This window comes from Pseudomonas sp. FP2294 (genome assembly GCF_030687625.1).
Classification (GTDB): domain Bacteria; phylum Pseudomonadota; class Gammaproteobacteria; order Pseudomonadales; family Pseudomonadaceae; genus Aquipseudomonas; species Aquipseudomonas shahriarae.
The window spans coordinates 4,966,208-4,987,397 of sequence record NZ_CP117441.1 but is presented as its reverse complement, the minus strand read 5'-3'; the positions used below and the strand labels follow the sequence as shown (position 1 = coordinate 4,987,397).

General features: G+C 60.6%; 24 protein-coding genes. 18 read left to right on the top strand and 6 right to left on the bottom strand.

The annotated features are described in order from the left end of the window. Positions 1-146: 146 nt before the first annotated feature. Entirely contained in the window at positions 147-488 is a 342-nt protein-coding gene (locus PSH73_RS22415; protein ID WP_115129038.1) for a zinc ribbon domain-containing protein YjdM, read from the bottom strand. A 173-nt stretch (positions 489-661) separates the two neighbouring features. Continuing rightward, positions 662-1,630 (bottom strand): polyprenyl synthetase family protein, encoded by a 969-nt coding sequence (locus PSH73_RS22410; protein ID WP_032861875.1) that lies wholly within the window; start codon positions 1,628-1,630, stop codon positions 662-664. Positions 1,631-1,869: 239 nt separating this feature from the next. On the opposite strand from PSH73_RS22410, the gene rplU reads away from it, so the two are divergent. From rplU to PSH73_RS22385, 5 genes are all read left to right on the top strand, one after another. Beyond that, positions 1,870-2,184: a 50S ribosomal protein L21 gene (gene rplU / locus PSH73_RS22405; protein ID WP_003176051.1), complete on the top strand. Its 315-nt coding sequence runs from the start codon at positions 1,870-1,872 to the stop codon at positions 2,182-2,184. Between the two features lie 34 nt (positions 2,185-2,218). Then, a complete protein-coding gene (gene rpmA, locus PSH73_RS22400) occupies positions 2,219-2,476 on the top strand; it encodes a 50S ribosomal protein L27 (protein WP_029292052.1) in 258 nt (85 codons plus the stop codon). A gap of 194 nt (positions 2,477-2,670) precedes the next feature. Continuing rightward, complete coding sequence (gene cgtA, locus PSH73_RS22395) at positions 2,671-3,894, top strand: Obg family GTPase CgtA (RefSeq protein ID WP_057441108.1); 1,224 nt, start codon at positions 2,671-2,673, stop codon at positions 3,892-3,894. Between the two features lie 123 nt (positions 3,895-4,017). Continuing rightward, on the top strand, positions 4,018-5,136 hold the full coding sequence (gene proB / locus PSH73_RS22390) for a glutamate 5-kinase (protein ID WP_057441105.1): 1,119 nt from the start codon (positions 4,018-4,020) through the stop codon (positions 5,134-5,136). A gap of 13 nt (positions 5,137-5,149) precedes the next feature. Then, positions 5,150-5,614 (top strand): CreA family protein, encoded by a 465-nt coding sequence (locus tag PSH73_RS22385; protein ID WP_038443485.1) that lies wholly within the window; start codon positions 5,150-5,152, stop codon positions 5,612-5,614. Positions 5,615-5,804: 190 nt separating this feature from the next. Here PSH73_RS22385 and rpsT read toward each other — a convergent pair whose 3' ends face one another. After that, positions 5,805-6,083, bottom strand: coding sequence for a 30S ribosomal protein S20 (gene rpsT / locus PSH73_RS22380; protein WP_003215870.1), 279 nt, complete (start codon positions 6,081-6,083; stop codon positions 5,805-5,807). Positions 6,084-6,336: 253 nt separating this feature from the next. Here rpsT and murJ point away from each other — a divergent pair, with 253 nt between their 5' ends. The 6 genes from murJ (at position 6,337) to ispH (ending at position 13,783) form a co-directional block, all read left to right on the top strand. Beyond that, a complete protein-coding gene (gene murJ / locus PSH73_RS22375) occupies positions 6,337-7,875 on the top strand; it encodes a murein biosynthesis integral membrane protein MurJ (RefSeq protein ID WP_115129037.1) in 1,539 nt (512 codons plus the stop codon). Positions 7,876-7,993: 118 nt separating this feature from the next. Continuing rightward, positions 7,994-8,932, top strand: coding sequence for a bifunctional riboflavin kinase/FAD synthetase (ribF, locus tag PSH73_RS22370; protein ID WP_169989537.1), 939 nt, complete (start codon positions 7,994-7,996; stop codon positions 8,930-8,932). A 13-nt stretch (positions 8,933-8,945) separates the two neighbouring features. Then, entirely contained in the window at positions 8,946-11,777 is a 2,832-nt protein-coding gene (gene ileS, locus PSH73_RS22365) for an isoleucine--tRNA ligase (protein ID WP_057441098.1), read from the top strand. Beyond that, positions 11,770-12,279 carry a signal peptidase II gene (gene lspA, locus PSH73_RS22360; RefSeq protein WP_057958393.1) on the top strand — a complete coding sequence of 170 codons (510 nt, stop codon included), beginning with the start codon at positions 11,770-11,772 and terminating at the stop codon, positions 12,277-12,279. Before ileS ends, lspA begins: the two co-directional genes overlap by 8 nt. Before the next feature lie 7 nt (positions 12,280-12,286). After that, positions 12,287-12,724: an FKBP-type peptidyl-prolyl cis-trans isomerase gene (fkpB, locus tag PSH73_RS22355; protein WP_169959852.1), complete on the top strand. Its 438-nt coding sequence runs from the start codon at positions 12,287-12,289 to the stop codon at positions 12,722-12,724. 111 nt (positions 12,725-12,835) lie between these two features. Next, entirely contained in the window at positions 12,836-13,783 is a 948-nt protein-coding gene (gene ispH, locus PSH73_RS22350) for a 4-hydroxy-3-methylbut-2-enyl diphosphate reductase (RefSeq protein WP_057441092.1), read from the top strand. Here the strand turns inward: ispH and PSH73_RS22345 are convergent. Further along, entirely contained in the window at positions 13,737-14,315 is a 579-nt protein-coding gene (locus tag PSH73_RS22345; RefSeq protein ID WP_057444403.1) for a GspH/FimT family pseudopilin, read from the bottom strand. The two genes, ispH and PSH73_RS22345, sit on opposite strands and share 47 nt — an antisense overlap. Before the next feature lie 194 nt (positions 14,316-14,509). On the opposite strand from PSH73_RS22345, the gene pilV reads away from it, so the two are divergent. From pilV to thiO, 5 genes are read left to right on the top strand one after another with little or no spacing between them, the layout of a single operon-like run. After that, positions 14,510-14,995 (top strand): type IV pilus modification protein PilV, encoded by a 486-nt coding sequence (pilV, locus tag PSH73_RS22340; RefSeq protein ID WP_350338785.1) that lies wholly within the window; start codon positions 14,510-14,512, stop codon positions 14,993-14,995. After that, the gene (locus PSH73_RS22335) at positions 14,992-15,699 is read left to right on the top strand and encodes a PilW family protein (RefSeq protein ID WP_169989535.1); all 708 of its coding nucleotides are present in this window, start codon (positions 14,992-14,994) and stop codon (positions 15,697-15,699) included. The genes pilV and PSH73_RS22335 overlap by 4 nt, the downstream gene beginning before the upstream one ends. 34 nt (positions 15,700-15,733) lie before the next feature. Continuing rightward, positions 15,734-16,231 carry a PilX N-terminal domain-containing pilus assembly protein gene (locus PSH73_RS22330; protein WP_169989543.1) on the top strand — a complete coding sequence of 166 codons (498 nt, stop codon included), beginning with the start codon at positions 15,734-15,736 and terminating at the stop codon, positions 16,229-16,231. Between the two features lie 12 nt (positions 16,232-16,243). Beyond that, complete coding sequence (locus PSH73_RS22325) at positions 16,244-16,642, top strand: type IV pilin protein (RefSeq protein ID WP_169989534.1); 399 nt, start codon at positions 16,244-16,246, stop codon at positions 16,640-16,642. A gap of 59 nt (positions 16,643-16,701) precedes the next feature. After that, entirely contained in the window at positions 16,702-17,802 is a 1,101-nt protein-coding gene (gene thiO, locus PSH73_RS22320; RefSeq protein WP_186625042.1) for a glycine oxidase ThiO, read from the top strand. A gap of 27 nt (positions 17,803-17,829) precedes the next feature. Here thiO and PSH73_RS22315 read toward each other — a convergent pair whose 3' ends face one another. Next, positions 17,830-18,063: a PP0621 family protein gene (locus PSH73_RS22315; RefSeq protein ID WP_057441079.1), complete on the bottom strand. Its 234-nt coding sequence runs from the start codon at positions 18,061-18,063 to the stop codon at positions 17,830-17,832. Between the two features lie 127 nt (positions 18,064-18,190). Next, positions 18,191-19,216 carry an outer membrane protein assembly factor BamD gene (locus PSH73_RS22310; protein WP_057441077.1) on the bottom strand — a complete coding sequence of 342 codons (1,026 nt, stop codon included), beginning with the start codon at positions 19,214-19,216 and terminating at the stop codon, positions 18,191-18,193. Between the two features lie 149 nt (positions 19,217-19,365). On the opposite strand from PSH73_RS22310, the gene rluD reads away from it, so the two are divergent. Then, entirely contained in the window at positions 19,366-20,328 is a 963-nt protein-coding gene (rluD, locus tag PSH73_RS22305; protein ID WP_029292014.1) for a 23S rRNA pseudouridine(1911/1915/1917) synthase RluD, read from the top strand. Further along, positions 20,325-21,050: a peptidoglycan editing factor PgeF gene (gene pgeF / locus PSH73_RS22300; protein ID WP_128592789.1), complete on the top strand. Its 726-nt coding sequence runs from the start codon at positions 20,325-20,327 to the stop codon at positions 21,048-21,050. Before rluD ends, pgeF begins: the two co-directional genes overlap by 4 nt. The last annotated feature ends 140 nt before the right edge of the window (positions 21,051-21,190 follow it).

The window sequence follows — 21,190 nt, the reverse complement described above, 5'->3', positions numbered from 1 at the left end:
AATAGCAAGTGCCTATTGGCAATTTCCTGGTTTTTCGGAGTGGACATTGTGCAAGGTCAACAGGGCTGGCCTTTTGCTACTGGGGAGGTCATGGGGGGAGGGTGAAACGCCATCCCGCATCAGGCGCGGGATGGGGGGCAGGCCGGTCAGACCTTGCGGACGAACTCGGACTTGAGCTTCATCGGGCCGATACCGTCGATCTTGCAGTCGATATCGTGGTCGCCATCGCACAGGCGGATGTTCTTGACCTTGGTGCCGACCTTGACCACCAGCGAGGTGCCCTTGACCTTGAGGTCCTTGATCACGGTGATGGTGTCGCCGTCTTGCAGGACGTTACCAACAGAGTCTTTTTTTACGGTTTCATCGCTGGTTGTTTCGGCTTCACCGCCGGCGGACCACTCATGGGCGCATTCCGGGCAGATCAGCTGGGCGCCGTCTTCGTAGGTGTATTCGGAATTGCATTTTGGGCAGGGTGGCAACGTGCTCACTAAAGCTCCTTGAAAGTCAGGATGGCTAAAAGTCGCACATTATATAGGGTTTTGTCGGGGGGAGGGGCGATGCGGTCTAAATGTGGAAGCTGGCTTGCCTGCGATGCAGACACCTCGGTCTATCAGCTGTAGCGAGGTGATGCTATCGCAGGCAAGCCAGCTCCCACAGAGCGTTAGTGAGTACGGGCTACCGCAAACTCACTCAGCTCCACCAGGGCATCCCGGTATTCGCTGGCTGGAAGGGCTTCCAGGCATTTGATGGCGCGGGCCACGTAGTCACGGGCCAGTTGTGCGGTGTAGTCGAGCGAGCCCGAGGCTTCCACGGCGGCGCGGATGCTTTCCAGGTCTTCGATGCCGCCTTTCTGGATCGCCTTGCGCACCAGTGCCGCTTGTTCCGGGGTGCCTTCGCGCATGGTGTAGATCAGCGGCAGGGTCGGCTTGCCTTCGGCCAGGTCGTCACCGACGTTCTTGCCCAGGGTTTCTGCGTCGCCGCGATAATCGAGCAGGTCATCCACCAACTGGAAGGCCACGCCCAGGTGATCGCCAAAGGTGCGCAGGGCTTCGGCCTGTTCGGCGGTCGCCTCGCACAGGGCAGCGGCGCTGTGGGTCGAAGCTTCGAAGAGCATCGCGGTCTTGCCGCGAATCACTTCCATGTAGGTTTCTTCGGTGGTGCTGGCGTCGCGTACCTTGGACAGTTGCAGCACTTCGCCTTCGGCGATGATGCGCGTGGCCTGGGACAGGATCTTCATCACCGGCATCGAGCCCAGTTCGACCATCATTTCGAACGAACGCGAATACAGGAAATCACCCACCAGCACGCTGGGCGCGTTGCCCCACATGGCATTGGCGGTCTCGCGACCCCGGCGCATGCCAGACATATCGACCACGTCGTCGTGCAGCAGAGTGGCGGTGTGCAGGAACTCGATAGTGGCGGCCAGCAGGCGCAGGTCATCGCCTTCGCGGCCCAGGGCCTTGCCACACAGCAGCACTAATAAAGGACGCAGGCGTTTACCGCCGGCCGAAGTAATGTAGTCGCCAATTTTGGAGACCAGCGGCACTTTAGAAGTCAGCTGCTTCTTGATGATGCCGTCGACGGCGCTAAAATCGTCCGCCACCGCGCGGTAGAAAGCTTGGGGTTGCATCAGCGACTGTCGCTCCAGAAGGGTTGCGCGGCATGCTAGGACCCGCGCCCCTGGGTGTCAAGGCGCGATAGACGGCTACTTGCAAGCCTTCCACAGCTTGCGTACAATCGCGCACCCTGAACTTCCTGGGCAGCACCTGCCTTACGCAATTGCATTCGGGACGTCCATCCCATGCAGCCATGCCAGCCAATACCTCTTCTTATAAAGCGCTGGGTGAGCAGGATTATCGGAGAAATACCATGTCGTACGCAGTAATTGTTACTGGTGGCAAGCAATACAAGGTCGCCCCAGGTGAATACCTGAAGATCGAAAAACTGGAAATCGCTACCGGCGAATCCGTTACTTTTGATCGCGTTCTGTTGGTCGCCAATGGCGATGACGTGAACATCGGCGCTCCAGTTGTTGCTGGCGCTACCGTTGTGGCTGAAGTGATCTCCCAAGGTCGTCACGATAAAGTCCGCATCATCAAGTTCCGTCGTCGTAAGCACCACATGAAGCGTATGGGCCACCGCCAGTGGTACACCGAGATCAAAATCACCGGTATTCAGGCTTAATTTCAGCCTAATTCCTCACTAGGAGAATTGACTCATGGCACACAAAAAAGCTGGTGGTAGTACCCGTAACGGTCGCGACTCAGAAGCCAAACGCCTTGGCGTTAAGATGTATGGCGGCCAGAAAATCATTCCGGGCAACATCATCGTGCGTCAGCGCGGCACCCAATTCCACGCCGGTTACGGTGTAGGCATGGGTAAAGATCACACCCTCTTCGCGAAAATCGAAGGCGTGATCAAGTTTGAAGTAAAAGGCGCGTTCAACCGCCGTTACGTGAGCGTTGTCTCGGCTTAATTGCGAGCTCGCTGGAAAAGCCCTGTCTTGCGACGGGGCTTTTTCGTTTGTGGGGTGAGTCTCTTGCAAAGCTGTTTGTGGTGGGCGAAGGCAGCGGGATTTGCGGTCGCTGATTGAGGTTGCTGCGCTCATTTTTGCAAGAGTCTTATGTCTTGGTTTCTTAAGCTCGTCCGTGCGGCGAGAGGCGTTTTGTTATGAAGTTCGTTGATGAAGTTTCGATCCGAGTAAAAGCTGGCGACGGCGGCAATGGTTGCATGAGTTTCCGTCGCGAAAAGTTCATCGAAAACGGTGGCCCGAACGGCGGCGACGGTGGTGATGGCGGTTCCATCTACATGATGGCCGACGAAAACCTCAATACCCTGGTGGACTACCGTTACACCCGGCACTTCGATGCCGAGCGCGGCTCCAACGGCGGCAGCACTGACTGCACTGGTAAAAAGGGTGAGGATCTGGTGCTGCGTGTACCGGTCGGCACCACGATCATCGACTCTGCCACCCAGGAAGTGATTGGCGACCTGACCAAGGCCGGCCAGAAACTGATGGTTGTGCAGGGTGGCTGGCACGGTCTGGGTAACACCCGATTCAAGTCCAGTACCAACCGTGCGCCGCGCCAGACCACGCCGGGCAAGCCGGGCGAGCAGCGTGACCTGAAGCTGGAAATGAAAGTGCTGGCGGATGTGGGCCTGCTGGGTCTGCCAAACGCGGGCAAAAGTACCTTCATTCGCTCGGTGTCGGCCGCTAAGCCGAAAGTTGCGGATTACCCGTTCACCACTCTGGTGCCAAACCTGGGTGTGGTCAGCGTCGATCGCTGGAAGAGCTTCGTGATCGCGGATATTCCGGGCCTGATCGAAGGTGCTTCCGATGGCGCGGGTCTGGGGATTCGCTTCCTCAAGCACTTGTCCCGTACCCGTCTGTTGCTGCACCTCGTCGACATGGCGCCGCTGGATGAAACCAGTGCGCCGGACGCGGCTGAAGTGATCGTCAACGAATTGACCAAGTTCAGTCCGTCCCTGGCTGAGCGTGACCGTTGGCTGGTGCTGAACAAGTGCGACCAGATCCTCGAGGAAGAGCACGAAGAGCGGGTCAAGGAAATCGTTGACCGCCTACAGTGGGAAGGTCCGGTCTACGTGATCTCCGCCATTGCCAAAGAAGGCACTGAGCGTTTGACTCGCGACATCATGCGCTACCTGGAAGATCGTGCTGATCGCCTGGCTGCCGACCCGGCCTACAAGGCTGAATTGGCTGACCTCGATCAGCGTATCGAAGACGAGGCGCGTGCCCAGTTGCAGGCGCTGGATGATCAGCGTGCCCTGCGTCGCAGTGGCGTCAAGTCGGTCCATGACATCGGTGACGATGATTGGGACGAGGAAGATGTGGATGATGAAGATGGTCCAGAAATCATTTACGTGCGTGACTGATCTGTTGCGATAAACTTAAGCGCCGCTCAATAGAGCGGCGTTTTAGTATCTGGAAATCGGTAGTCACGAATAACGTTATGGGCGGCGCTGGGTCGCGTGGCCCTCAATCTAAGGTTGAAGATGATGCGGAGCAAAGTGACGGGTGCGCAACGCTGGGTCGTAAAGATCGGGAGTGCGCTGCTGACGGCGGATGGCAAGGGGCTGGATCGCGCAGCCATGAGCGTCTGGGTTGAACAGATGGTGGCCTTGCATGAGGCAGGTGTCGAGTTGGTGCTGGTGTCGTCCGGGGCGGTTGCCGCCGGGATGAGCCGCCTTGGCTGGACCGCGCGACCCAGCGCGATGCATGAGTTGCAGGCCGCTGCTGCGATTGGTCAGATGGGGTTGGTGCAGGCCTGGGAATCCAGTTTTGCCGAGCACGGCCGCCATACCGCGCAGATTCTGCTGACCCATGACGATCTGTCCGACCGCAAGCGCTACCTCAATGCCCGTAGCACCTTGCGTGCCCTGGTCGAGCTCAAGGTGATCCCGGTGATCAACGAGAACGACACCGTGGTGACCGACGAAATCCGCTTTGGCGATAACGACACCCTGGCGGCCCTGGTGGCCAACCTGGTGGAGGCTGACCTGCTGGTGATACTCACGGATCGCGATGGCATGTTTGACGCCGATCCGCGCAACAATCCTGACGCTCAGCTGATTTACGAAGCGCGGGCCGATGATCCGGCGCTCGATGCGGTGGCGGGCAGTGTCGGTGGTGCATTGGGGCGTGGTGGCATGCAGACCAAGCTACGCGCGGCGCGCCTGGCGGCCCGTTCGGGTGCCCATACCATCATCGTCGGCGGGCGCCTGGAGCGCGTGCTGGATCGCCTCAAGGCAGGCGAGCGCATCGGCACATTGCTGTCGCCCGAGCGTGGCATGCTGGCGGCGCGTAAGCAGTGGCTGGCTGGCCATCTGCAGACCCGTGGCACCCTGGTGCTGGATGCGGGTGCGGTGTCGGCGCTGTCCCAGGGCAACAAGAGCTTGTTGCCGGTAGGTGTCAAGCTGGTCCAGGGTAGCTTCCGGCGCGGTGAAATGGTGGTGTGTGTCGCGCCGGACGGTCGTGAGATTGCCCGTGGGCTGGCCAACTACAGTGCCCTTGAGGCGCAGAAAATCATTGGGCAGTCGTCTGAGTCGATTGTCGGTCTGTTGGGTTACATGGCTGAGCCGGAACTGGTTCACCGCGATAACCTGATTCTGGTCTAAAGGGAAAATTGCGATGCGCGTAATGAAGGGGTTGCTGGGGCTGCTGATGGCGATGCCGCTGCTGGCTTCGGCCGAAGAGATTGGCCAGGTGTCGACCGTGTTCAAGTTTGTCGGCCCCAATGATCGGATCGTGGTCGAGGCTTTTGATGATCCCAAGGTAGATGGCGTGACTTGCTACCTGTCTCGCGCCAAGACGGGTGGGGTGAAGGGTGGTCTGGGCTTGGCCGAGGATCGTGCCGAGGCATCCATTGCCTGTCGTCAGGTGGGGCCGATTCGCTTCAAGGGCGAGCTCAAGGATGGTGATGAGGTGTTCAAGGAGCGCACCTCGCTGGTGTTCAAGACCATGCAGGTGGTGCGTTTCCTCGACAAGAAGCGCAATACCCTGGTGTACCTGGTCTACAGCGACCGTCTGATCGAAGGCAGCCCGCAGAATGCGGTGACGGCGATTCCAATCCTGCCGTGGCCTGGCGCGCAATAAGCCTGGCAGCTCCGCTCTGCTTTATGTGGGGGCTGGCTTGCCTGCGATAGCGGTTTAACAGTCGACATCAATGTTGAGTGTTATGTATCCGTCGCGGGCAAGCCAGCTCCCACATTTGTTTTGGGGGAGGGCATAAATCGTAGGCAATAAAAAACCGACCCTGGGGTCGGTTTTTTAACAAGCTTATCGCTTAGGCTGCAGCAGCAAGGTTCAGAGCCTTGATGTGGCCATTCAGACGACCTTTATGGCGAGCAGCTTTGTTCTTGTGGATGATGCCTTTATCGGCCATACGGTCGATAACTGGCACGGCCAGAACGTAAGCAGCTTGAGCTTTTTCAGCGTCTTTTGCGTCAATGGCCTTAACTACATTCTTGATGTAGGTACGAACCATGGAACGCAGGCTGGCGTTGTGGCTGCGACGCTTCTCAGCCTGTTTTGCACGTTTTTTGGCGGAAGGTGTGTTGGCCACCGTCGAGCTCCTCGAAAGACTTTTTAGGAAATAGCAAACAAAATAGGCCGCGAATCATGCCGATGAGTTGAAGTCTTGTCAAGGGCGGCTGATGCGAACTGCTGAGTGGTCGATCTGAAGAGGCGGGTGATTTATTTCCGGCGCTTGACCTGTAAACTCGCGAGCTTTGGCTCTGTGCTGTTGCAGGCGCGCAGTATCGCATAAGTAGGCGCTTTGTTCGCCTGCTCTTTATCTATAGGCAAAAACTCTTTCAATGAATCTGCTCAAGTCGTTGGCCGCCGTCAGCTCGATCACCATGATTTCCCGGGTTCTGGGGTTTGTGCGTGACACCCTCATCGCACGTATTTTTGGCGCGAGCATGGCCACGGATGCCTTCTTTATCGCGTTCAAACTGCCCAACCTGCTGCGGCGGATCTTCGCCGAGGGCGCGTTTTCCCAGGCGTTCGTGCCGATCCTGGCGGAATACAAGACCCAGCAGGGCGAGGAGGCCACCCGCACCTTTATCGCCTATGTCTCGGGCCTGCTGACCCTGGTGCTGATGCTGGTGACCGTCGCCGGGATGCTCGCTGCGCCCTGGATTATCTGGGCCACGGCGCCCGGGTTTGCCAACACTCCGGAAAAATTCGCCCTGACCAGTGATCTGTTGCGGGTGACCTTTCCTTATATATTGCTGATTTCCCTGTCTTCCCTGGCGGGCGCGATCCTCAATACCTGGAACCGGTTCTCGGTGCCGGCGTTTGTGCCGACCCTGCTTAACGTCAGCATGATCATCTTTGCCCTGTTCCTCACGCCGTACTTCGATCCGCCGGTGATGGCGCTCGGCTGGGCGGTGCTGGCCGGTGGCCTGGCGCAACTGTTGTATCAACTGCCGCACCTGAAAAAGATTGGCATGCTTGTGCTGCCGCGCCTGAACCTCAAGGACACGGGTGTGTGGCGGGTGATGAAAAACATGCTGCCGGCGATTCTCGGGGTATCGGTCAGCCAGATTTCCCTGATTATCAACACCGCATTCGCTTCGTTGCTGGTCTCCGGTTCCGTGTCGTGGATGTATTACGCCGATCGCCTGATGGAGTTGCCCTCCGGTGTGCTGGGCGTGGCGCTGGGTACCATTTTGCTGCCGACCCTGGCTCGCACCTATGCCAGCAAGGACCGCCACGAATACTCGCGTATTCTCGATTGGGGCCTGCGCCTGTGCTTTGTGCTGGTGCTGCCATGCTCCCTGGCCCTGGGGATCCTGGCCGAGCCGCTGACCGTTTCGCTGTTCCAGTACGGCCAGTTCAGCGCGTTCGACGCCTTGATGACCCAGCGTGCATTGGTCGCCTATTCGGTGGGGTTGCTGGGGATTATCGTGATCAAGGTCCTCGCGCCGGGCTTTTACGCCCAGCAAAACATCCGGACCCCGGTGAAAATTGCGATTTTCACCCTGGTGGTCACCCAGCTGTTCAACCTGATCTTCATCGGGCCGCTGGCTCACGCGGGCCTGGCCCTGGCGATCAGTGCCGGGGCGTGCATCAATGCCGGCCTGTTGTTCTATCAATTGCGCAAACAAAAAATGTACCAGCCGCAGCCAGGCTGGGGCATGTTCGCCCTCAAATTGCTGGTAGCGGTGGCGGTGATGTCAGCGGTATTGCTGGGGTTGATGCACTGGATGCCTGCGTGGGGCGAGGGGCAGATGCTTGAGCGATTCCTGCGCCTGGGCCTGCTGGTGGTGGCCGGGGTGATCGCCTACTTTGGCATGTTGCTGCTGCTGGGCTTCCGCCTGCGGGATTTCAATCGCAAGGCGCTGAATTGATCGCAATCAACAATAAGCCGGCTGTTTTTTCGATTCGAATCATTTGGCCTGTGCTGTTGCCTGTCGTCCGGGGCCGGGTGTGGTTATAATCGACCACTTTATGAGCAAGAAGCGCGTTATGCAGCTGGTTCGAGGTCTCCACAACCTGCGCCCCGAGCATCGGGGCTGCGTCGCCACTATTGGCAACTTTGACGGTGTTCACCGTGGCCACCAGGCGATCCTGGCGCGGCTGCGCGAGCGCGCAGTCGAGTTGGGCGTGCCCAGCTGCGTGGTGATTTTCGAGCCGCAGCCCCGTGAGTTCTTCACTCCCGAGACGGCTCCAGCCCGTTTGGCCCGCTTGCGGGACAAGCTGCAACTGCTGGCCGAAGAGGGCGTGGACCGGGTTCTGTGCCTGGCCTTCAACCAGCGTTTGCGCAGTCTCAGCGCCACCGAGTTCGTCGACCGTATCCTCGTCGATGGCTTGGGCGTGCAGCATCTGGAGGTCGGCGACGACTTCCGCTTCGGTTGCGACCGGGTAGGGGATTTCGATTTCCTGCAGCAGGCCGGCGTGACCCAGGGGTTTACTGTCGAAGCCGCGCAAACCGTCGAACTGGACGGCCTGCGCGTGAGTAGCACCCAGGTGCGAAATGCCTTGGCCGCTGCCGACTTCGCCTTGGCCGAGCGTTTGCTCGGTCGCCCGTTCCGGATTGCCGGGCGGGTCCTGCACGGCCAGAAGCTGGCGCGCCAACTGGGCACGCCAACCGCCAACGTGCAACTCAAGCGCCGTCGCGTGCCACTGACCGGGGTGTACCTGGTGAGTGTCGATATTGACGGTAAACCCTGGCCCGGAGTCGCCAATATAGGCGTCAGGCCAACGGTTGCAGGTGATGGCAAGGCCCACCTGGAAGTTCACCTTTTGGATTTTGCCGGGGATTTGTATGACCGGCGTTTGACGGTGGTTTTCCACCAAAAGCTGCGTGAAGAGCAGCGATTCGCCTCCCTGGAGGCGCTGAAAACGGCGATCAATGCGGATGTCGCCGCCGCCCGTGCACTAGCCGCACCTAGCGCCCATCGCTAATGAAGAGCCTTAAATGACCGACTATAAAGCCACGCTAAACCTTCCGGACACCGCCTTCCCAATGAAGGCCGGCCTGCCACAGCGCGAACCGCAGATCCTGCAGCGCTGGGACAGTATTGGCCTGTACGGAAAGTTGCGCGAGATTGGCAAGGATCGTCCGAAATTCGTCCTGCACGACGGCCCTCCTTATGCCAACGGCACGATTCACATCGGTCATGCGCTGAACAAGATTCTCAAGGACATGATCATCCGCTCGAAAACCCTTTCGGGCTTCGACGCGCCTTATGTCCCGGGTTGGGACTGCCATGGCCTGCCGATTGAACACAAAGTCGAAGTGACCCACGGCAAGAACCTGGGCGCCGACAAGACCCGCGAGCTGTGCCGCGCCTACGCCACCGAGCAGATCGAAGGGCAGAAGTCCGAATTCATCCGCCTGGGTGTGCTGGGTGACTGGGACAACCCGTACAAGACCATGAACTTCAAGAACGAGGCCGGGGAAATCCGTGCCTTGGCCGAGATCGTCAAGGGCGGCTTCGTGTTCAAGGGCCTCAAGCCCGTGAACTGGTGCTTTGACTGCGGCTCGGCCCTGGCCGAAGCGGAAGTCGAGTACGAAGACAAGAAGTCCTCGACCATCGACGTCGCGTTCCCGATCGCCGACGACGCCAAGCTGGCCGAGGCCTTTGGCCTGGCAAGCCTGGCCAAGCCCGCCGCCATCGTGATCTGGACCACCACCCCGTGGACCATCCCGGCCAACCAGGCGCTGAACGTGCACCCGGAATTCACCTACGCCCTGGTGGACGTCGGTGACCGCCTGCTGGTGCTGGCCGAGGAAATGGTCGAGGCCTGCCTGACTCGCTACGAGTTGCAAGGCTCGGTGATCGCCACGACCACGGGCTCCGCGCTGGAGCTGATCAACTTCCGTCACCCGTTCTACGACCGTCTGTCGCCGGTGTACCTGGCTGACTACGTCGAACTGGGCTCGGGTACTGGGGTGGTTCACTCCGCGCCGGCCTACGGTGTGGACGACTTCGTGACCTGCAAAGCCTATGGCATGGTCAACGATGACATCCTCAACCCGGTGCAGAGCAATGGCGTATACGTGCCGTCGCTGGAGTTCTTCGGTGGCCAGTTCATCTTCAAGGCCAACCAGCCGATCATCGACAAACTGTCGGAAGTCGGTGCGCTGCTGCACACCGAAACCATCAAGCACAGTTACATGCACTGCTGGCGCCACAAGACCCCGCTGATCTACCGCGCCACCGCGCAGTGGTTCATCGGCATGGACAAAGAGCCTGTCGCCGGCGAAACCCTGCGCAAGCGTGCGATCAAAGCCATCGAAGACACCAAGTTCGTACCGGCCTGGGGCCAGGCACGCCTGCACTCGATGATTGCCAACCGTCCCGACTGGTGCATCTCCCGCCAGCGTAACTGGGGCGTGCCGATCCCGTTCTTCCTGAACAAGGAAAGCGGCGAACTGCACCCACGCACCGTCGAACTGATGGAAGTGGTGGCCCAGCGTGTGGAGCAGGAAGGTATCGAAGCCTGGTTCAAGCTGGACGCTGCCGAGCTGCTTGGTGACGAAGCGCCGCTGTACGACAAGATCAGCGACACCCTCGACGTGTGGTTCGACTCGGGTACCACCCACTGGCACGTGCTGCGCGGCTCGCACCTGATGGGTCACGAGACCGGCCCGCGCGCCGACCTGTATCTGGAAGGCTCGGACCAACACCGTGGCTGGTTCCACTCGTCCCTGCTGACCGGTTGCGCCATCGACGATCACGCCCCGTACCGCGAGCTGCTGACCCACGGGTTCACCGTCGACGAGAACGGTCGCAAGATGTCCAAGTCCCTGGGCAACGTGATTGCGCCGCAGAAGGTCAACGACACCCTGGGCGCCGACATCATGCGTCTGTGGGTGGCTTCCACCGACTATTCCGGTGAAATGGCCGTTTCGGAGCAGATCCTGCAACGCAGCGCCGATGCCTACCGCCGTATCCGCAATACCGCACGCTTCATGTTGTCGAACCTGACCGGCTTCAACCCGGCCACCGACATCCTGCCGGCCGAGGAAATGCTCGCCCTGGACCGTTGGGCTGTGGACCGTACCCTGTTGCTGCAACGTGAGTTGCAGGAGCACTACGGCGAATACCGCTTCTGGAACGTCTACTCGAAGATCCACAACTTCTGCGTGCAGGAGCTGGGTGGTTTCTACCTCGACATCATCAAGGACCGCCAGTACACCACCGGCGCCAACAGCAAGGCCCGCCGCTCGGCGCAGACCGCGCTGTACCACATCTCCGAAGCGCTGGTGCGCTGGATCGCGCCGATCCTGGCCTTCACTGCCGACGAGCTGTGGGAATACCTGCCGGGCGAGCGTAACGAGTCCGTAATGCTCAACACCTGGTACGAAGGCCTGACCGAATTGCCGGCCGACTTCGAACTGGGCCGCGAGTATTGGGAAGGTGTGATGGCCGTCAAGGTTGCGGTGAACAAGGAACTGGAAGTCCAGCGTGCGGCCAAGGCCGTCGGTGGCAACCTGCAGGCTGAAGTCACCCTGTTTGCCGAGGAAGGCCTGACCGCCGACCTGGGCAAATTGAGCAACGAACTGCGCTTCGTGCTGATTACCTCCACGGCTAGCCTGGCACCCTTCGCCCAGGCCCCGGCTGATGCGGTCGCGACCGAAGTCCCGGGCCTCAAGCTCAAGGTCGTCAAGTCCGCCTTCGCCAAGTGCGCCCGTTGCTGGCACTGCCGTGAAGACGTTGGCGTGAACCCGGAGCATCCGGAAATCTGCGGTCGTTGCGTCGACAACATCAGCGGTGCCGGTGAGGTTCGCCACTATGCCTAAATCCAGCCGTTTCGGACGTCTGGGTTGGCTCGTACTGAGCTTGCTGGTCCTGGTCATCGACCAGGTCAGCAAGGCTCACTTCGAGGGCACCCTGGAAATGTTCCAGCAGATCGTGGTGATTCCTGACTACTTCAGCTGGACCCTGGCCTATAACACCGGTGCCGCTTTCAGCTTCCTCGCTGACGGTGGTGGCTGGCAGCGTTGGCTGTTCGCCCTGATCGCTGTGGTGGTCAGTGCGGTGCTGGTGGTCTGGCTCAAGCGCCTTGGCCGCAATGACACCTGGCTGGCTATCGCCTTGGCACTGGTGCTGGGCGGTGCGCTGGGCAATCTGTACGACCGCATCGCCTTGGGCCATGTGATCGACTTCATTCTGGTGCATTGGCAGAACCGCCATTACTTCCCGGCGTTCAACTTTGCCGACAGCGCCATCTGCGTTGGCGCAATCATGCTGGCGCTGGATATGTTCAAGGGCAACAAGCCCGGAGAAGCCGTAAATGACTGAACAAGTATTGGCCGAACAACGCATTGGCCAGAACACGGAAGTCACCTTGCATTTCGCACTGCGCCTGGAGAATGGCGACACGGTCGACAGCACGTTCGATAAAGCCCCGGCGACCTTCAAGGTCGGCGATGGCAACCTGCTGCCGGGTTTTGAGACGGCGCTGTTCGGCTTCAAGGCCGGTGACAAGCGCAACCTGCAGATCCCGCCGGAAAACGCCTTTGGCCAGCCCAACCCGCAGAACGTACAAATCATCCCGCGTTCGCAGTTCCAGGACATGGAGCTGTCGGAAGGCTTGCTGGTGATCTTCAACGATGCGGCGAATACCGAACTGCCCGGAGTGGTCAAAACCTTCGATGACACTCAGGTGACCATCGACTTCAATCACCCGTTGGCCGGCAAGACCTTGACCTTTGATGTTGAAATCATCGACGTTAAAGCGCTCTAACTGACGAAACCGGTTCCTGTAGGCGCTGGCTGGCCTGCGATAGCAACGCCTCGGTGTACCAGTTGCACCGAGCGCAGGCAGACCAGCTCCCACAAAGACACGAGGCCCAGCATGCAAATCAAACTCGCCAACCCCCGTGGCTTCTGCGCCGGGGTGGACCGGGCGATCGAAATCGTCAATCGCGCCCTGGAAGTCTTCGGCCCGCCGATCTACGTGCGCCATGAAGTGGTCCATAACAAGTTCGTGGTCGAAGACCTGCGCGCCCGTGGCGCCATTTTTGTCGAAGAACTGGATCAGGTGCCGGACGACGTCATCGTTATCTTCAGCGCCCATGGCGTTTCCCAGGCAGTGCGCACCGAAGCCGCAGGCCGTGGCCTGAAAGTCTTCGATGCGACCTGCCCGCTGGTGACCAAGGTGCATATCGAAGTGGCGCGCTATAGCCGCGACGGCCGTGAGTGCATCCTGATCGGCCACGCCGGTCACCCCGAAGTCGAAGGCACCATGGGTCAGTACGACGCCCGCAATGGCGGCGCGATCTACCTGGTGGAAGACGAAAAAGACGTCGCCGAGTTGCAAGTGCATAACCCTGAGAAGTTGGCATTCGTGACCCAGACCACCTTGTCGATGGATGACACCAGCCGGGTCATCGACGCCCTGCGTACCCGTTTCCCTGCCATCGGTGGGCCGCGCAAGGACGACATCTGCTATGCCACGCAAAACCGCCAGGACGCCGTCAAGCAACTGGCCGACGAGTGTGACGTGGTGCTGGTCGTCGGTAGCCCTAACAGCTCCAACTCCAATCGTCTGCGTGAACTGGCCGAACGCATGGCTACCCCGGCGTACCTGATTGACGGTGCCGAAGACCTGCAGCGCAGTTGGTTCGACGGTGTCGAGCGCATTGGCATCACTGCGGGCGCCTCGGCGCCGGAAGTCCTGGTACGTGGCGTGATCCAGCAGTTGCAGGCGTGGGGCGCGACAGGTGCCGACGAGTTGTCAGGGCGCGAAGAGAACATCACTTTCTCCATGCCCAAGGAGCTGCGGGTTCGTTCGCTGCTCTGAGCCCCAGATCATCGTAGCCCCGGCACAATGCCTGCTCGGCCTTGTCGCTGCGCAGGCTGATGCGGCCGGTGGGCGCCAGCACCACTTGATGCAGGCTCAGCGGCTGGTCCGTTGAGCACACATGCACGGTGCCGGCGCGAAACCCACCCGCAGACAGCAGGGGTTCGCCCAAACCGCTGAAGCGAATCTGCGTGCGCACCGGGGTATTGCCCACAATGGGGATCCGCCCATTGTCCTGGCGTTCCAGCAGTACGGGGTTGTCGTCGTCCAGATGACCGCGGCCATTCATGTCCACCACCACCCTCCAGCCCCGACTCCAGTCATCATCCAGCGCGTGGATGATCACCGTTCGATTGCGCGCAATAGCCTGGGTGCGGGCGTAGCGCAAGCCTGACGCCAGTGTCTGCGCGGCGCTCAGTCGCGTTTGTGAGTCCAGCAGGCTCTTGAAGCCGGGTACCGCCAATTGCGCCAGGATGCCGCTGACGATCAAGCCGAGCAGCAATTCGATCAATGTGAAACCGCGTTGTTTCATACCTCGTCCCTCCGTGGACCGTGTGCCTGAACTAGTTATAGCGGCACTGCGTGGGGGGGGCAGTGATGGCCTTCCTGTCCAAAGTATTTCCCTTTATTCCGAGGGGCAGCGCGACGACAACAGCGGCGCTAGTCTTGGGCAACGCACGGCTATCTCGGCCGTCTGGATGACCCTCGACAAGGATGACGATGGCTATGCGAGCTTGCCTGGTAACGTCTTGTACACCCCCGACCGACACACAACAGATCGGTATGAGCCTGATCGAAGTGCTGGTTTCGCTGTTGATTCTCGGCGTTGGCCTGTTGGGGGCCGGGCTGATCCAGCTGAATGCGCTCAAGTACACCGACAGTTCCAGGATGATCAGCCAGGCGAGCTTCGTTGCCTACGACATGCTTGACCGGATTCGCGCCAATGCCGCCGCCGACTATTCCTGGGGAGGCGAGGATATCTCGCTCGCCAACACCTTGGCCGCGAGTGTCCGGGACCTGGACTTGCACGACTTCGAGGCCAATATCCGCCACTTGGCCGGCGATACCGCCAAAGGTTCGATTGCGATCAGCCAGCGCGAAGTCACCATCAGCATCAGTTGGGACGACTCACGCGCAGCCCATGCCGGCGGCGCCCGGGAAACATTCACCCTGACCAGTCGCGTCGCGGTCGATCCGAGGCCTGCGCGATGAGGCGCTCCAGTACGGGTTTTGGCCTGGTCGAGGCATTGCTGGCGGCGACCCTGGGGTTGGTGGTGGTCCTGGCGGCCGTCCAGGTAACGCTGGCCGCCCGAAGCACCGCAGCCAGCCAGCATGCCTCGGCGTTGTTGCAGGATGATGGGCGATTTGTCCTGGGCAAGATGATTCAGGAGATTCGCCTGGCGGGGATGTTCGGTTGCCTGTCCCTTCCCGCGATTGTTCAGGCGCCGGCTGACTTTTCCACGCCGATCAGTGTGGCGGTCAGCGGTGCCTCAACCAACCTGACCCTGGTCACTGGCGATGTCGGCGGTCAGGGCAGTCGGCCCGACTGGACCGTGCTCAGTAATTGTGTCGACAGCGCCCAGGCCTACTCGGGGGTACCGCCCAAGCCTGGTCCTGGGCAGATTGCTTTCCCGGTTCGCAAACTGACCTACACCTTTGAGTCAGGGCAGTTGAAGCTCAGCACACCGACAGCGCCGGCCAGGGCGGTGCTGGTGGATAACGTGGGGGCGTTTGAGTTGAGTTTCGGGGTGGCCAGCCGGCCAGGGTCCAGTGTCGTGAGCCGCTATGACAGCCATCCCGGCGACGAGTCGCTGATCCGCAGTGTGCGGGTGATGTTGACGCTGCGCGATCCGCTTGGTCGCGTGCGGGACCAGGTCTACAGCGTCGTCGCTGCCGTGCGTAATCGTCTTGAATAGCGAGTGCCGGGTACCGGCCCCTGGGCAGCGCGGCATGGTGCTGTTGATCAGCCTGGTATTGCTGCTGTTGTTGACGGTTGTCGGCCTGGCTTCGATGCAGGGCGCGACGTCGCAGGAACAGCTCGCCGGCAGCCTCAGGCATCGCAACCAATCGTTCCAGGCGGCCGAAAGCGGGCTCAGGCGCGGTGAGTCGGCTGTACAGGCGCGCGGGTTCGGTTTGCCGGCCTGTCAGTCGCTGGTGACCTGTGCCCCGCCGAACGAGGCGTATGCCATCAGCCAGCCAGGCGTCGACCCAGTCTCGGCTATCACCTGGGTCGGCATGAAAGCGGGTGTGTACGGTATTCAGAACCTCGGCCCCGCTAGCGGGTTGGCACATTTGCCGCCCGACACCCCAGCGACGTTGTATCGGGTTACGGCAGTGGGGATCAGTGGCCAATCGCGCACCGTTCTGGAAAGCGTCTATGCGCGGGTAGCCGCGGATGCTGATGCCAGTGAGCGATTCCGGCGAATTCTATGGCGACAACTCCAGTAGGTAATCATGACGATGAGCGGCAATTGCAAGGGGTTCACTTTGATCGAGTTATTGATCGCGCTGGCGATCATTGCCACCTTGGCGGCGGTGATCTATCCGGGGTACGCCGCCCACGTGAAAAAGGCTTACCGCACAGAAATCGTCGGGCTGCTCACGGAGCAAGCCCAGCATCTGGAGCGCTATTACGTGAGAAATGGCACTTTTATTGATGCCAGCGGCGTCAGCACCGGCAATGATCGCTATAGAATCACGGTGATGCTGAACCCCCAGGATTTCACCCTGACCGCGACGCCTTTTGCTGGCGCGATGCTGGGTGATCCTTGTGGTGAGTTCAGTTTGACCAGTACTGGCGCGCGGGCCAATCCCGGCGCCGCACCCGGCACCACGCGTCAGGAGTGCTGGGGGCGATGACGCTGGTGGGCGACGGGGTGCCTGGAGCACTCCTTTCTTTTTATGAGCTGGATCGAACAATGACCAAGCAACAGCAAGTCGTGGTTGTGGGTGGTGGTGTTATCGGGCTGTTGACGGCGTTCAACCTGGCAACCCAGGGGCTGGCGGTGGTGGTGCTTGACCGTTCGTCGGTTGGGCAGGAGTCTTCCTGGGCCGGTGGCGGGATTGTTTCGCCGTTATACCCCTGGCGCTACAGCCCGGCCGTCACGGCGCTGGCCCATTGGTCCCAGGATTTTTACCCGCAATTGGCCCAGCGCCTGTTTGCGGCCACCGGCGTGGATCCCGAGGTTCATACCACGGGCTTGTATTGGCTGGACCTCGATGACGAGGCCGACGCCCTGGCCTGGGCTGCGCGGGAAGGCCGGCCCTTGAGCAAGGTGGATGTGTCGTCCGCCCGTGACGCGGTGTCGGTATTGGGCGCGGGGTTCGCCGAGGCTATCTATATGGCGAACGTGGCCAATGTACGCAATCCACGCTTGATCAAGTCCCTGAAGGCGGCGTTGCTGGCATTGCCGGGTGTGACCCTGCATGAGCAGTGCGCGGTACAGGGCTTTATCCAGGAGGGCGGCAGCATTGTCGGGGTCAATACTGCGCAGGGCGAGGTGCGAGGCGACCAGGTAGTGCTCGCGGCCGGTGCCTGGAGTGGTGAGCTGCTCGCCAGCCTGGGGCTGACGCTGCCGGTGGAGCCGGTCAAGGGCCAGATGATTTTGTACAAGTGTGCTTCGGACTTTCTGTCCTGCATGGTCCTGGCGAAGGGGCGCTATGCGATTCCCCGCCGGGACGGACATATCCTGATTGGCAGCACGCTGGAGCATGAAGGTTTCGACAAGACACCGACCGAATCGGCTCTGGACAGCCTCAAAGCCTCGGCGGTGGAACTGATTCCGGCCCTGGCGGATGCCGAGGTGGTGGGGCATTGGGCCGGTTTGCGGCCTGGTTCGCCGGAGGGCATTCCCTATATCGGCAAGGTGCCAGGGTATGAAGGGCTGTGGCTCAACTGCGGGCATTACCGCAATGGCCTGGTATTGGCGCCTGCGTCTTGCCAGTTGTTTGCTGACTTGCTGCTGGGGCATGAGCCGGTGATCGACCCGGCCCCTTATGCGCCCACTGGTCGGATATAAACCGGGGGGCCTACCGTTCCAGAGGACTCAGCGCTCGATAGACTTCGGACCCTGCTCCAGATGCGCCTGGGTGCAATACCAGTCCTGGCGCTGGCTCAGTGCCCGGTCCTGCGGCAGATGCACGCCACAGTGTGCACAGCGAACCATCGGCGCGGCGCCTTGTTCGCCGGGCTGTTGCTGCGTCGAAGCGGGGCGCTTGAACTTGCGCCAGAACCATACCGCAGCAGCAATCAGGGCAATCCAGAACAGTAAACGAACCATGGCAGGCAGCTTCTCAACAGGGAATCCGGCAGTTTAGCCAAGGATGTTAGCGGCGCACAGGGTAATAAAGTCGCGCCATGAAAAAAGGAGCCCCGAGGGGCTCCTTCTTGCGCTGCCAAGACGGGTTTCAGTCAAAGACACCGAACGTCATGTAGCTGAACCACGAGCGATCCTGGTTGTTGCCCAGGGCTTCTGGTGCTTCTTCCTCGATCACGTCGCCGTTCTCGTCATGGGGCTTGAGCTCCGACGGAATGGCGTCCTTGGCATCCTGGTACTGCTTGAGGATGTCCTGGTTGGCGCGGGTTTCGCCCGGCGGCAGCGGTGGACGGGACTCGATCATGCCCAGGGTGTACTTGCTCAACCACGAGCGGTTGTCCGCTTCGGCAACCTGCGGCACAAACTGGCCGTCTTGCAGGCTAGGGTGGTCCGGGTAGTTGAGTTTCAGGGTCTCCAGGCTGGTAGCGGCCAGGGTATCGAGGTGCAGGCGCTGGTAAGCCTCGGTCATCACTGCCAGGCCGTCACCCACGGAAGGGGTTTCCTGGAAGTTCTCCACCACATAGCGACCACGGTTGGCGGCGGCGACATAGGCCTGGCGCGTCAAGTAGTAGTGGGCTACGTGGATTTCGTAGGAAGCCAGCAGGTTGCGCAGGTAGATCATGCGCTGCTTGGCGTCCGGCGCGTAGCGGCTGTTGGGGAAGCGGCTGGTCAGCTGGGCGAACTCGTTATAGGAGTCGCGCGCGGCACCTGGGTCACGCTTGGTCATGTCCAGCGGCAGGAAGCGCGCCAGCAGGCCAACGTCCTGGTCAAACGAGGTCAGGCCCTTGAGGTAGTAGGCGTAGTCCACGTTCGGATGCTGCGGGTGCAGGCGGATAAAACGCTCGGCAGCGGACTTGGCAGCTTCCGGCTCGGCGTTCTTGTAGTTCGCATAGATCAGTTCGAGCTGGGCCTGGTCGGCATAGCGGCCAAACGGATAACGCGACTCCAGGGCCTTGAGTTTGGCCGTGGCGCTTGTGTAGCTATTGTTGTCCAGGTCGGCCTGAGCCTGCTGGTACAGCTCGACTTCACTGAGGTTTTCGTCGACGACGTCCTTTGTTGACGAGCAAGCAGCAGTCATGGCGAGGATGGCGATCAGCAGCAGGTGTTTCACTTGCATGGCGGCTTGCGTCCCTATGACGGCCGCTGTCTTGGGCGGGGCCGTCCTGTTATGATGAGCGCCCCGATGAAAGCCTCGGGGCAAAAGACGCCGTATTTAACCACAAGCGCGCAGCCGAAACCAAAGGCTGTGCCACGCCTAGTCTGAGCATGTCCGATAAAATTGAACTTCGCGCAGAGGTGCCGTCCGAATTGGGCGGCCAACGCCTCGATCAAGTCGCCGCACAACTATTCGCTGAGCACTCGCGCTCGCGCCTTTCCGCCTGGATCAAAGACGGCCGCCTGACTGTGGATGGAGCGGTTATCCGCCCGCGAGACATAGTGCATGGCGGTTCGGTTCTTGAGCTGACTGCCGAGCAGGAAGCCCAGGGAGAATGGATCGCCCAGGACATCGAGCTGGATATCGTCTATGAAGACGACGACATCCTGGTGATCAACAAACCCGCAGGCCTGGTGGTTCACCCGGCGGCCGGGCACGCTGATGGCACCTTGCTCAATGCCTTGTTGCACCATGTGCCGGACATCATCAATGTCCCGCGCTGCGGCATCGTCCACCGCCTGGACAAGGACACCACTGGTCTGATGGTCGTGGCCAAGACCATTCAGGCGCAGACGCAGTTGGTCACACAATTGCAGAGCCGCAGTGTCAGCCGCATCTATGAGTGCATCGTGATTGGTGTGGTCGTGGCCGGTGGCAAGATCAACGCGCCTATCGGTCGTCACGGCCAGCAGCGCCAGCGCATGGCGGTGATGGAGGGCGGCAAGCAGGCCGTCAGCCACTACCGCGTGCTGGAGCGTTTCCGTTCCCACACCCATGTGCGGGTCAAGCTGGAAACCGGCCGTACCCACCAGATCCGGGTACATATGGCGCATATCAACTTCCCGTTGGTCGGCGATCCGGCCTACGGTGGTCGCTTCCGTATTCCGCCGGCCGCCAGTGTGACCATGGTCGAGTCGCTGAAGTCGTTCCCGCGCCAGGCGCTGCATGCACGCTTCCTGGAACTGGATCATCCGACGAGCGGTGAGCGGATGAGCTGGGAATCGCCTCTGCCCGACGATTTTGTCTGGTTGCTGTCGTTGCTCAAGCAGGACCGCGAGGCCTTTGTCGGATGAATGACTGGCTGATTCCTGACTGGCCTGCGCCGGCCGGGGTCAAAGCCTGCGTCACCACCCGTGCGGGCGGCGTCAGTCTGGCGCCGTTCGACAGCCTCAACTTAGGCGATCATGTCGAGGACAGCCCCGAAGCTGTGCTTGAGAATCGCCGTCGTCTCACCGCCGCATTTGCTATCCAGCCCGCCTGGTTGCGCCAGGTGCATGGTGTGGTCGTGGTCGAGGCCGATCCGGGACGGATTGCCGAGGCCGACGGCAGTTGGACCGGTACGCCCGGCATCGCCTGCACGGCGATGACCGCCGATTGCCTGCCGGCCTTGTTTTGCAATAAGTCCGGAACTCGTGTTGCTGCCGCCCATGCCGGTTGGCGTGGCCTGGCGGCGGGTGTGCTGGAAGCGGCCGCCGACAGCCTGGATGCTGCGCCTGCCGACGTACTGGTGTGGTTGGGCCCGGCGATTGGCCCAAAGGCCTTTGAAGTCGGCCCGGAAGTGCGTGAAGCCTTTATGCAGCAACACCCGCAAACCGCGCAGGCTTTCGTTCCCAGCCACAACCCTGGCAAGTTCCTGGCTGATATCTACCAGCTGGCGCGCCTGCGCCTGGCTGCGCGTGGTATCACCGCTGTCTACGGTGGCGGTTTGTGCACCGTGACTGACCCGCGCTTCTTTTCTTACCGGCGCAGCCCGCGTACCGGTCGATTTGCCTCCCTGATCTGGCTCGAACGCTAGACTCTCCTGATCCATATCAAGCATTGCCGGCTTGAATGTTCCAGAATCCCCCCCATCTATAGGGGTATCTGGCAGGTTTCTTCATTCAGGATGCGTTTCTCGCGAGCAAGCTCGCTCGCACATAGCTCCGGCCTGCTCAA

Coding starts and splice junctions, on each gene's coding strand:
- PSH73_RS22325 (WP_169989534.1), top strand. CDS start 16,244: ATGAGCGGCAATTGCAAGGGGTTCACTTTGATCGAGTTATTGATCGCG.
- PSH73_RS22330 (WP_169989543.1), top strand. CDS start 15,734: ATGGTGCTGTTGATCAGCCTGGTATTGCTGCTGTTGTTGACGGTTGTC.
- ileS (WP_057441098.1), top strand. CDS start 8,946: ATGACCGACTATAAAGCCACGCTAAACCTTCCGGACACCGCCTTCCCA.
- rpmA (WP_029292052.1), top strand. CDS start 2,219: ATGGCACACAAAAAAGCTGGTGGTAGTACCCGTAACGGTCGCGACTCA.
- pilV (WP_350338785.1), top strand. CDS start 14,510: ATGCGAGCTTGCCTGGTAACGTCTTGTACACCCCCGACCGACACACAA.
- rluD (WP_029292014.1), top strand. CDS start 19,366: ATGTCCGATAAAATTGAACTTCGCGCAGAGGTGCCGTCCGAATTGGGC.
- murJ (WP_115129037.1), top strand. CDS start 6,337: ATGAATCTGCTCAAGTCGTTGGCCGCCGTCAGCTCGATCACCATGATT.
- ispH (WP_057441092.1), top strand. CDS start 12,836: ATGCAAATCAAACTCGCCAACCCCCGTGGCTTCTGCGCCGGGGTGGAC.
- lspA (WP_057958393.1), top strand. CDS start 11,770: ATGCCTAAATCCAGCCGTTTCGGACGTCTGGGTTGGCTCGTACTGAGC.
- PSH73_RS22345 (WP_057444403.1), bottom strand. CDS start 14,315: ATGAAACAACGCGGTTTCACATTGATCGAATTGCTGCTCGGCTTGATC.
- pgeF (WP_128592789.1), top strand. CDS start 20,325: ATGAATGACTGGCTGATTCCTGACTGGCCTGCGCCGGCCGGGGTCAAA.
- thiO (WP_186625042.1), top strand. CDS start 16,702: ATGACCAAGCAACAGCAAGTCGTGGTTGTGGGTGGTGGTGTTATCGGG.
- ribF (WP_169989537.1), top strand. CDS start 7,994: ATGCAGCTGGTTCGAGGTCTCCACAACCTGCGCCCCGAGCATCGGGGC.
- rplU (WP_003176051.1), top strand. CDS start 1,870: ATGTCGTACGCAGTAATTGTTACTGGTGGCAAGCAATACAAGGTCGCC.
- PSH73_RS22335 (WP_169989535.1), top strand. CDS start 14,992: ATGAGGCGCTCCAGTACGGGTTTTGGCCTGGTCGAGGCATTGCTGGCG.
- PSH73_RS22385 (WP_038443485.1), top strand. CDS start 5,150: ATGCGCGTAATGAAGGGGTTGCTGGGGCTGCTGATGGCGATGCCGCTG.
- cgtA (WP_057441108.1), top strand. CDS start 2,671: ATGAAGTTCGTTGATGAAGTTTCGATCCGAGTAAAAGCTGGCGACGGC.
- PSH73_RS22310 (WP_057441077.1), bottom strand. CDS start 19,216: ATGCAAGTGAAACACCTGCTGCTGATCGCCATCCTCGCCATGACTGCT.
- PSH73_RS22410 (WP_032861875.1), bottom strand. CDS start 1,630: ATGCAACCCCAAGCTTTCTACCGCGCGGTGGCGGACGATTTTAGCGCC.
- PSH73_RS22315 (WP_057441079.1), bottom strand. CDS start 18,063: ATGGTTCGTTTACTGTTCTGGATTGCCCTGATTGCTGCTGCGGTATGG.
- proB (WP_057441105.1), top strand. CDS start 4,018: ATGCGGAGCAAAGTGACGGGTGCGCAACGCTGGGTCGTAAAGATCGGG.